8 protein-coding genes are annotated in these 10,922 nt (G+C 43.9%); 5 read left to right on the plus strand and 3 right to left on the minus strand.

All coding sequences use genetic code 11. The features are described from left to right. Positions 1 to 188 precede the first annotated feature (188 nt). Positions 189 to 1,556, minus strand: coding sequence for a sigma-54-dependent transcriptional regulator (locus KFV02_RS08990; protein WP_252381214.1), 1,368 nt, complete (start codon positions 1,554 to 1,556; stop codon positions 189 to 191). Between the two features lie 42 nt (positions 1,557 to 1,598). Continuing rightward, positions 1,599 to 2,858: a sensor histidine kinase gene (locus KFV02_RS08995; RefSeq protein WP_252381215.1), complete on the minus strand. Its 1,260-nt coding sequence runs from the start codon at positions 2,856 to 2,858 to the stop codon at positions 1,599 to 1,601. A 1,297-nt stretch (positions 2,859 to 4,155) separates the two neighbouring features. On the opposite strand from KFV02_RS08995, the gene KFV02_RS09000 reads away from it, so the two are divergent. From KFV02_RS09000 to KFV02_RS09020, 5 genes are all read left to right on the plus strand, one after another. Beyond that, entirely contained in the window at positions 4,156 to 5,253 is a 1,098-nt protein-coding gene (locus KFV02_RS09000; protein ID WP_252381216.1) for a YeiH family protein, read from the plus strand. 248 nt (positions 5,254 to 5,501) lie between these two features. After that, complete coding sequence (locus KFV02_RS09005; RefSeq protein WP_252381217.1) at positions 5,502 to 5,954, plus strand: universal stress protein; 453 nt, start codon at positions 5,502 to 5,504, stop codon at positions 5,952 to 5,954. A gap of 452 nt (positions 5,955 to 6,406) precedes the next feature. Further along, positions 6,407 to 7,315, plus strand: coding sequence for a phosphate/phosphite/phosphonate ABC transporter substrate-binding protein (phnD, locus tag KFV02_RS09010; RefSeq protein ID WP_252381218.1), 909 nt, complete (start codon positions 6,407 to 6,409; stop codon positions 7,313 to 7,315). A 200-nt stretch (positions 7,316 to 7,515) separates the two neighbouring features. Then, positions 7,516 to 8,793 carry an ATP-binding protein gene (locus KFV02_RS09015; protein WP_252381219.1) on the plus strand — a complete coding sequence of 426 codons (1,278 nt, stop codon included), beginning with the start codon at positions 7,516 to 7,518 and terminating at the stop codon, positions 8,791 to 8,793. Next, positions 8,790 to 10,148 (plus strand): sigma-54-dependent transcriptional regulator, encoded by a 1,359-nt coding sequence (locus tag KFV02_RS09020; RefSeq protein WP_252381220.1) that lies wholly within the window; start codon positions 8,790 to 8,792, stop codon positions 10,146 to 10,148. The genes KFV02_RS09015 and KFV02_RS09020 overlap by 4 nt, the downstream gene beginning before the upstream one ends. Before the next feature lie 332 nt (positions 10,149 to 10,480). Here the strand turns inward: KFV02_RS09020 and KFV02_RS09025 are convergent, their stop codons facing one another. Next, a complete protein-coding gene (locus tag KFV02_RS09025) occupies positions 10,481 to 10,768 on the minus strand; it encodes an SHOCT domain-containing protein (RefSeq protein WP_252381221.1) in 288 nt (95 codons plus the stop codon). Positions 10,769 to 10,922 lie beyond the last annotated feature (154 nt).

The following is a 10,922-nucleotide window of genomic DNA, read 5'->3' on the forward strand; positions in this document are numbered from 1 at the left end:
AGAATATTCATTTATCCTAAATGCCCCATTATGCTCTACCCGCAAGCAAGCTATAGATGGGTCCAGGCATTTGCACCAGCATGAAAGAAATCAGGATTGAAAAAATTATGAAAAATTGTCCTCTTAAGTAAGGTTCGGCCACTGACTCGATAGTAGAAAAGATCTACTTTTCAGCCAAGTCTAGGCAATCATTCCAACCCATATTTGGCCAGCTTGTACCGTAAAACCCGCTCTGAAATACCCAAGAGTTTGGCCGCCTTGGTCTTAATCCCTTCTGCCTCTTGCATGGCTTGAGCAATGCGCATCTTTTCCAGCTTTTCAACGGCTTCCATTAAGGGCAGATCAAAAAAGTCCTGAGCAGGATTAGACCCTTTGCTTTTATGCAAATAAGGAGGCAGGTCTTCCAGGGTAATATAGTCACTTTCAGTAAGAATCACAGCCCGTTCAACAATATTTTCCAACTCGCGCACATTGCCTGGAAAATCGTAGGTCAGCAAAGCCTCCAGAGCCTTACGCGTAAACCCCTTAATTTTCTTGTTATATTTTTGGGCAAACCTGGAGCAAAAAAAATCGGCCAAGGGGCCAATATCTTCTCTTCTCTGACGCAAGGAAGGGATGTTTAGACTGAATACATTTAACCGCCAGAAGAGATCTTCTCTAAACTTTTCTTCTTTGACCATTTCTTCAAGATTGCGATTGGTGGCCGCAATGACCCGCACATCAACTTTAATTTCCTTAACACTGCCCACGCGTGTAAATGTCCCATTTTGCAAAACTCGTAGGAGCTTGGCCTGAAGTTCTAAAGGGAGATCTCCTATCTCATCCAGAAAAATGGTTCCATGGTCAGCGGCTTCAAACAAACCTTGTTTAGCTTTGGTCGCACCTGTAAAGGCACCCTTTTCATGACCAAAAAGTTCACTCTCAAGAAGCCCGCCGGGAATGGCCGCGCAATTTATGCGTACCAATGGTTTATCTCGTCTGGGTGATAGGCGATGAATGAGTTCGGCTAAAACCTCCTTTCCCGTGCCTGACTCCCCTAAAAGAAGCACAGTGGCTTCTGTCTCGGCCACCTTTCTGGCCAAATTCAAGAGTTCCTTCATGGCGGAACTCTGGGCGATGATCTCTTTAGGCAAAAAATCCGGCCACCCACTTACCTGGCGGCGCAGACTAGCAACTTCCTGTTCAAGCCTGGCCTTCTTTAGGGCCCTCTCGATAAGCAGCAATAATTCTTCCAGGTGCACAGGCTTGGTTAAATAATAGAAAGCTCCCGCGCGCATGGCGTTCACGGCTTTGTCTACCGAACCAAAAGCAGTAATTATAATGACAGGGGTTAAGGGCAACCTCTCTTTTAACTCGGTGAGGACTTCCAGCCCATCTGCATCGGGAAGCTTATAATCGAGCAAAATCAAATCAGGGCTCTTATCCTGCGCCTGCTTGATTCCTTCTGAACCCGTCATAGCAGTAACTACTGAAAAGCCATGATGGACAAGGTAATCAGACAAGATCTCTCTCTGCGAGGAATCGTCTTCAATGATTAAAATCCTTTTTTGAGACATATTTACTTTACTGGTTTATTAGGTTGATTATTTTAGAACCTACTATTCAACCAATACAAGCGTAAACTCAGCCCCTTCACCGGTCTTACTTTCAACAATGAGCTTACCATTATGGGCCTTGGCCACCATTTCTACTAAAAAAAGACCCAGGCCAAACCCTTGTTTCTTCTGCGTGTAAAAAGGACGAGCAATCTGCTTCAATACTTGTTTTTCTATGCCAGGACCATTGTCTTTAACCTGAAGATGAACTTTTGCCCCATCTTTCCAGGCTTTCACCCGCACCCAGCCATTTTCCGGCACAGCTTCCAGGGCATTACGCACCAGGTTGCCCATGGCCCGCATAATCCAGCGGAAATCAGCCTGGAAAGAAAAGTCATTATCAAGAACCAGCTCAAAATGGACTTTTTTACTTTTGGCCAGAGGTAAATATTCCTCCTCAAGTGCATGCAAAACATCTCTGGCCTCCATTCTCACTGGTCTAACCTCTATCCCTTTGGCCACTTGCAGAAGTTCATAAATAAGCTCATCTAACTTTCTAACTTCGTTTTGCATCTTGACAAGAAGCTCTGGCTTTGGCTGACCGAGCTCTTTTAAATATTGCAGGCCCATACTCAAAGAATTCAGAGGATTGCGTACCTCATGTGCAAGCATAGAGGTCAGCCTTCCCACGGCGGCCAGCTTTTCAGCGTCTACAAGCTGCTTACTGAGCTCTTCCTGCCTGCGACTTAATCTCTGAAGAAAAATTCCAAGAACAAGCATAATCAAGCTGCCGCCTGTGGCTGTAATCACACCATGCCATAATCCTTCCATCCACATAACTCTCCCAAAACCGACATCAATACCCACTAAAATATTTACTCCAGGCTGGGGCCATTCTTTAAAAGGCTGACACACGTAGTAAATGGAGTCCTTTTCAACCCCTTGACCGCAAGACAAAAGAAGATCTTTTTCAGGGAGTCTCGCCTGAGGAAAGCTATTTAAAAAGAATCGTTCTTCCTGCCATACTAAAACTCCATAGAGGAGAGGCTGACTTTGAAATTCATCCACCAACCAAGAAAGATTTTTAAGGTACGCGGGGGGATCTGGAATGAGACCAACTGTTTCTATATGACCTACTAGCCGAAGACGGACAAAAGACAGGGCCTGCTCAGCTTCCTGGCGTAAATGTTCTTTAAGCTGAGTGTGAATGAAAAAAAGATGAATGGCCGTGGCTATCCACAAAACCAGGATTCCTGCTCCGGAGATGAGCAGAGGAAGAATGTGTTTAGAATGGAAAGTTATTTTTAATTTACTAATAGCCATCTTTTTTTGTCTGCCGCAAAATTATGTAAATGTCCATTTTAATTATTCTATTTTTCACGACCGGATGGATATGCAAAAATTAGCATTTTTGCATGGAGTTTGTAATTATGGATTTTGAGTTTTTAGTTATTTCAACATGTTGCATTGTGAAAATTCTATTGAAAATTTATAAAAACTACTTTTGCAATTGCGTCCAACCAGATATTTACAAGCTTATTGGAGCTCATGGATGCATCTGCGAGCTGTTCTGGTTTCGTCATTCTGAGCAAAGCGAAAAATCTCGTTCTCTACGTTAGGAGATCATTCGGTCACTGACGCTCCCGAATGTTTTGGATAAACGAATTTTCTTTTAATTATACCTGATGCGCCTGCCAAAAGGGACTTTTTTGCAGGCAATGTTGAATTTTGAATTATGAATGTTGAATTATTTAAACAGGTTATAGGTTGTTTTTTGTCAAAATTGTAAATTTTTAATTTTTGCAGTTGCATCATACCAAAGTTTTTAGCGATTTTCACTCAATGGGTGAGATTGCCACGGACAGCTTCGCTGCCCTCGCAATGACGAACTCGCTCCTGTCATTGCGAGTGGAACAAAGTGTAGCGAAGCAATCTCAAAGTTTGAACTGCAAAAAATCGCTCAATTTAAACTATAGATAGTTATGGCAAATAGTCCCGGATATTTAGCTTTGTCACCCCGATGCTCTGCTTTCCGCAAGCTAAGCTCAAGATGGCTTACCCAGCCCTTTGCAAGGCTTTCAAGAAACCAGGATTTCTAATCTGGTAGTCAAAATGGGGTTCGGCCATAGATTCTATAGGATAATGAGAATAAAATCATTAATCATGTTCCCATTTGGGAACACAAAATTTAACATTGTTCCAGAAAAGGAACATCTAACCTGCGCAATAAAAGACAAGTCTCAGAAAACCCTACCCGTTCAACGATTGAATTCTCCTGCCAACTTAAAACTTACAAGGATAAAAATGGGGAAAAATTTACATATAACATCCTGTTTTTACAGCCTATTTAAAAATCATTCCTTTAAAAATCAGTTTAGACCAAACGTCTAAAAAATCTCCTCTCCACCAGTCTCCCCCAATCCCCGCCTCAAATAAACTTTGGCACCTTCCTTGCTTCTGGTGGCCGCGACCGACGTCTTAATACCGTTTGCCAAACGCCATAAATCACCTTCAGCCACTGGTTGTGCGTGACTGAAGAAGCAGGAGGAGAGGCTAATCCACAGTAGAAAGGCTTAATGCCAAAGAAACCCAATTAACATTTTAAAATTTGGAGGTAGATATGTCACAAGAAGTAGGGGCAGGTGTGGCACACGAAGTGTCCGTGGAGAAACCTAAATCTTTTGCCCAGGAATTCATAGATAGCATTCCTGGAGCTATTCTTGTTATTGCTGTAGCTGTTGCAGCATACGTTATCGCACCCTATCTGCGCCAGTATCCGCTTTTTAAGACTTACCTGTCTTTAAAGGACTTCATTCTTGCTATCTTGTTTGGGATACTGATTAAAAACACCGTTGGTGTTCCTAAAAGATTTGAGCCAGGTCTGAGATTTTCCACAATTTTGACCAAGACAGGCATTGTTATAATGGGTGCCAAATATTCTCTAAGCGGCCTGCTAACAGTAGGTGGTCAGGCACTCCTGTACATCAGTATCTTCCTCTTTGGGACAGCTATCGTCATGATGTGGGTAGCCAAAAAGCTGAACTTACCAACTGCTTTGGGAGCATGTCTAGCTTCTGGCCTTTCCGTTTGCGGCGTTTCAGCAACAATTGCTATTGCACCGGCTGTTAGAGCAAAAAACCAAGACATGGCCTATTCGATTGCCGTAGTACTCATGTTTGGTCTTCTGGCTCTGCTGGTTTTCCCGCCCATCGGCAAGTTGCTCAATCTCAGCGATGCCCAGTATGGTGCCTTCTGCGGTGTTGGTATTGTAAACTCAGCACAGGTTCTGGCTGCCGGATTCGGATATAGCGAACAGGCAGGATTAATCGCTGGTATCTACAATATCGGTAGAGTAATATTCCTACCGTTTGTTGTTCTTCTCCTTGCTATCATGGCTGCAAGCCAAGAGGCCGAAATTGCCAAAGAGCAAGTGAATGTTAATAAATTCAAGATTATTGTGGACAAGTTCCCCGTCTTTGTACTCGGCTTCCTCTTTGTTGTCATGCTCAATACCATGGGACTTTTTAGCAAACCTGAAATCCATCAGGCCAAGGTTTTCATGAACTGGGCCTTTCTCCTCGGTTTTGCAAGTATCGGCCTGACTACCAGGCTCGCCGACCTGAAAGCTGCCGGATTATCCGGTTTCGTTTTAGGGTTTCTTGTCGCAGGCACCAAAGCCGCTTTAGCTTTGCTGGTAGTTCTAACCTTCATGAATTAAAGAGGCAGTCCTTGCTAGGTCGAGTACTGGTAACAAAAAAAGATTACAGAAAGGAGGTTAATTTAGATGAGCGAAAAATCTAAAAAAGGACTGTCAAAGTCGCGAAAACAGGACTTGGTTGTAATCGTTTTGGGCGTAGCAATGGTTCTCCTGGCCGCCCTGCTCAAATAAACAACCTGTCTGAATCTTAAATTTATAATAACAGGGGTAGAATTTTCTACCCCTACTTTTTTTAAGGAGACTATTTTATGTTTAAAAAGATACTTCTTGCAACGAATGGCTCCAAGGCATCGAAAAAAGCAGAGGACTATGCCCTCTACCTTGTCAAGACCAGCGGCGCCCAACTGACTGTCGTACACGTCATGGACGACAAGTTATGCCACTACGGCTACGTTGACCAGCTGGTCCCAGGGACGACCAAAGAGCAATTTGTATCTTACGTCCTTTCAGAACGCGCATCCGCAGCCCAGCAGGCTATCTACGAATTTAATGAAAAGGCAAAAGAACAAAAAATCCTCTACGACCTGAAACTCAGACGGGGGGAACCCGCCAAGGAGATAGTAGCCGCGGCTGCAGAAGAGAAATGTGATCTCGTGATTGTCGGCGGCCGTCATCCTTCTGAACGAAAACTGTTCAAATCAACTTGTACGGCAGATAAAGTTGCAAGCCAGAGCCCTTGCAGCGTAACAGTTATCATCTAAGGAAACCGTCCTTCAAACTGCTTTGTTTTTAAAAGTCGCCCCTGACGAGTCACCTAGCTCAAGCGGGCTTATTATCGGCTCATCTCTAAAAGCCGAAAATGCATCTGAAAATACTTGGGCTTTTACATAGGGCGACAAAAAATTTTCCCAGTTTTCATCAGCCTTTTAGAAAAACCTCTGGTTTAAAATACCGCAAGTAGCACAAATAACCTATTCAATACAATTGACTTTGTGGCTCTTAGAGTCTGTGCCCCCTACTCAGAGGACAATTTTCCATAATTTCTTTTCAGCCCTGATTTCTAATCTGGTAGTCAAAATGGGGTTTGGCCACAGACTCCTGACGCTTTTGAGGTTGACCAAGGCTTTTTTTTGCTTATATTAATTGGCTCCACCACGCTCGAATCTGTTTACGAACCCCTCCCCTTTTGATATTTCATGTTTAAAGGATGATTATGGATCGTATACGCCTGTTTTCAATCATATTTACCGTCTTATTTTTGTTGGCCTCGGCAACACCTCGCTTAAATGCTGAGACCAAGGAGAAACCGGGATCGCAGAAAACCGTCTATTTTGGGGTAATCACACTCTATCATCCCCTGGTCATGTACAGAAATTATCAGCCTTTTATGGATTACCTTACAAAACATACCCCCTATCATTTCGAACTCAAAATAAGCCAGGACTACAAAAATATTATTACTTACCTGCGCGATGGCAGTGTGCAGGTGGCCATGCTCGCCGGCTTGACATACCTTGAGGCAAAAAAGGCTGCCGGAGTTATCCCACTTATGGCGACACTAAGGGAAGACAAAAGACCTCTATGTCAGGGCATTTTCATTACAAGGGCTGACAACAAAAAAATAAACACCATTGCAGACATTCGAGGTAAACGCTTTGCCTTTGCGTCCGAGCGCTCAACATCTGGAAACCTTGCCCCCCTCTATCACCTGTACGCCAGGGAGGGCATAAGGCTTACTGACCTCGGTTATTACAAAAACCTCAGATATCATGACTCGGTGGCAAGAGAGGTACTCAGGGGCAACTTTGATGCGGGAGTCGTACTTGACTCTGTTGCGATGAAATATAAGGACATGGGAATAAAATTTATCGGTCAAACAGATCCGTTACCTCGATTTTTAATCGTAGCGCGTAAAGGCACGGACCACGAAGTAATGCGATCTTTGAAGAAAGCGCTCCTTGAGCTTAACTACGACAACCCGGCAAATAAAGTGATAATGGACTCATGGGATGTGAATATAAGGTACGGTTTTGCCGAAGTAGCTGATTCCGACTACGAGCCGATCAGGAATATGATCTCATATCTCGCTAAAGAAGGGGTAAAGTTAGGGGTTAGAAAGTGAGATTTTTCTTGGGGGTTCAAAGCAAGTTCATCCTGGCAACATCTCTCATTATCTTTATCTTCGCAGGCCTTGGAGGCTATATAATAATCAAGCGGGAGGAAAAACTCTATACCCAGGACACAATTCATCAGGCAAGGATCATCGCGGAAATATCAGGAGTGATTTTCACCAATGCTCTGGTTTATAAGGAACTAGGGCTCGTGGAAGATATAAGCCTGACAGACTACCTAGATTATTATGTGTCAGACATAATGCACAAGGATCAACGCATAGTCTATGTGGTTGTTCTTGACCCTAAGGGCAGGGTACTGTCCCATAGCAACATAAAGGAGTACGGCAAAATATACACAGACCATATAACGAAACAGGCTCTTAAAGCAACAGACATAACAGTTCAAAAAACCACAGACAACAACGGAAACGAGATAGTCGATGTCGCTGCCCCCTTGAAAATAAGCACAAAACACTGGGGCGTGTGCCGGGTCGGTTTTTCCCTGCAAGAGGTCAAAGAGGGAATCAGGACACTAAGAAATGAAATTATCTCCATGATAGCCCTGATGCTGATGGGCTCTTTGGCCTTTATCGGCATCTTTGCTAAAACTTTTGCAACTCCACTTATAAAATTGGCAAAGACCATGGACCAAATTACCGAGAAAGGAGACCTGGATATCAAATGTCCTGAACCAACTCCCAGGCGAGATGAGATCGGCAGACTCCAGGCGAGCTTCTCCTGGATGGTTAAGAGGTTGCGTGAAGCAAACAAAGAAAAAATGAAGGCCTTTGACATGATGTGTCAGACTGAAAAGATGGCCACCGTGGGCAATCTCGCCGCAGGAGTTGCTCATGAGATAAACAACCCCCTTGGAGGGATAATCCTCTGCTTCAAAAATCTCACAGAAACCGACATGGATGAGAAGACAAAAAAGGAACATATAGAGGTAATCAACTCTGGCCTCATTAAAATCCAAAATACAGTTAGAGAACTCCTGGACTTTGCAAGAAAAACACCTATCACCATCGTCCCATCATCCATTAACTCTCTCCTCGAAGAAAGTCTCAACTTAGCGGACGCCCTGCTATCCAAGAAAGGCATAAACATCAAAAAAGAGCTTAGCCAAGATATTCCATTGCTCCCTGTAGACCCGAATAAGATTCAACAGGTATTCCTTAATATAATTATAAATGCCGCCCATGCCATGGGAGACAGAGGCACACTTTTTCTTTCCTCAAAGGTAGAAGACGAGATGTGCGTCATCTCAATAACTGATACGGGACCGGGAATGGACCCTGAAATATTGGCCCGAATATTCGACCCTTTTTTCACCACAAAAAAACCGGGAAAAGGGACAGGATTAGGTCTTGCCGTGTCTAAAGCAATTGTAGAACAGCACGGAGGGAGCATAGAGGTTATTTCTAAAAAAGGGGCCGGTGCAAAGTTTATCGTAAAACTGCCCATAAAGGGAAATGAAAAGACATGAAACGCAGAATACTGCTTATAGAAGATGAACTTTCAGTAAGACTTGGAGTAAACCACGCTCTCGCTGGTGCTGGTTATTCTGTAACCGCCTGCGAAGATGGAGACGAAGGCATCAAAACTTTGAGTCGGGAGCCCTTTGACCTGATTATAACTGACCTGAGGCTTCCTGGCCTAAGCGGCATGGAAGTCCTTACCCAAGCCAAAGAAATCCGCCCGGATGTTGGGGTAATAATTATTACCGCCTTTCCTGAGATAGAGACCGCTGTGTCTGCCATAAAGCAGGGAGCCTTTGACTACCTGAGCAAACCATTTACAAATGAAGGGCTTCTCATAGTAGTCGACAGATACTTTAACTATCGTGAACTCCAGCTCGAGAATGTCAGACTCAAGGAAACTATCAGGGAGAAGACCCAGTTTGAAAATTTTGTAGGCGAAAGCTCAGCGATGAAGGCGGTGTTTGATCTTATAGCCACTGTAGCCCCCACAGACGTACCAGTCCTCATCCAGGGCGAAAGCGGGACAGGAAAGGAACTCGTGGCCAATGCCGTCCACAACCTAAGCCCGAGAAAAGACAAGCCTTTCATAAAGATAAACTGTGCGGCCATCCCTGAAAATCTCCTTGAATCAGAGCTCTTCGGCCACGAAAAAGGTGCCTTTACCGGGGCAATTCAGGCGAGAAAGGGCAAGTTCGAGGTCGCAGACGGCGGTACCATCTTCTTTGACGAAATCGGAGACATGCCGTTCAGCCTGCAGGCAAAGCTCCTCAGGGTGCTTGAGGACCAGGAAATTACCAGGCTCGGTGGATATAAGAGTTTCAAGGTGGATGTCAGGACGATCTTTGCCACGGCCAAAGACCTAAAAGAGGCTATAACGGCAGGGACCTTCAGGAAGGATCTCTTTTACAGAATAAATGTAGTACCCATCCACTTGCCACCTTTAAGGGACAGGGGAGAGGATCTAACCGCACTAATAGATCATTTTTTAAAGGAATATTCCAGTAAATACGGCAAGCAAGGACTCGAAATTTCACCTGATGCCTACAAAAGTCTCCTTGCCTACGACTACCCCGGCAACGTTAGGGAACTCAAGAATGCAATAGAGAGGGCCGTGCTTCTATCAACAGGCAGCCGTATCCATGTCACCCACCTACCTTCAGTCATCAGGAAACTGGCCGAAGATCTTCCCTGTGTTTCAGAAGATCTGCCTCTTGAGGAAGGAGTCAAATGTTATGAAAGGCAGAGAATTCTCAAGGCCCTTGAACAGACCAGGGGCAAAAAGATTGAGGCCGCCCAAAGACTTGGCATAAGCAGAAAAGTCCTCTGGAAGAAACTCAAGGAGCTAAACATAGATATCTAACAGATACTACACGGACCTTACACTATTATGGCCATTCAGATCCCTGTGGGCCGACCAGCATGCAACGGGTGCATCTGTCAGGTATCCTGATTACGTCATTCTGGGTGAAGCGAAAAATCTCTACGTAACGAATGAAATTTTTTCCAGCCAAAACGACACTTATACACTCTTCAGACCGAAAATCTGGCAAAACTGTTATCGCCTAGAGTAAAACTCCTACCCCGTAGATTAAAAAATTTTGATCCGAAAGTTACTGTCAATGGCCCGCCTATTCTTGCAAATTGTATGTTACAAAAAAACATACAATTTGCAGTTAATCTCTCCTAGTCTTGCTACTCCTCCAAATCCTCTTTCATTTTTTGAAACTCCTCTTTTGAGATCTCACCTCTGGCATATCTCTTCTTTAAAATATCCATTGCATTTGCTTCTTTCTGGCTATTCTTCTTTACAAGAAAATAAACGATTAATGCAACTGCTACAAGGATAAAGATCATCATAACCGCTCCCCCAAAGGGATATCCTACCATATGCCCCCATCCATCCATGTAACCACGACCATTTTGTTCAGGATATGCCACGTTTGAAAAGAAATCATTCAATAAAAACAAGTTTGACACCATCTTACTCACCTCCTTAAATAAAATTTATTTTTCAACTTTCTCGTATGTTTACATCACCTGTTTTCAAATTTAAGAGATAAAGAAATAAGAATTTAGGCGTGACAGACCGTTCAACTTTCTGGTGCATCAAGACACCGTAACTCAGCTTTTGGTC

Origin of the sequence: Desulfovulcanus ferrireducens (genome assembly GCF_018704065.1) — a bacterium.
Taxonomy (GTDB): Bacteria; Desulfobacterota; Desulfovibrionia; order Desulfovibrionales; family Desulfonatronovibrionaceae; genus Desulfovulcanus; species Desulfovulcanus ferrireducens.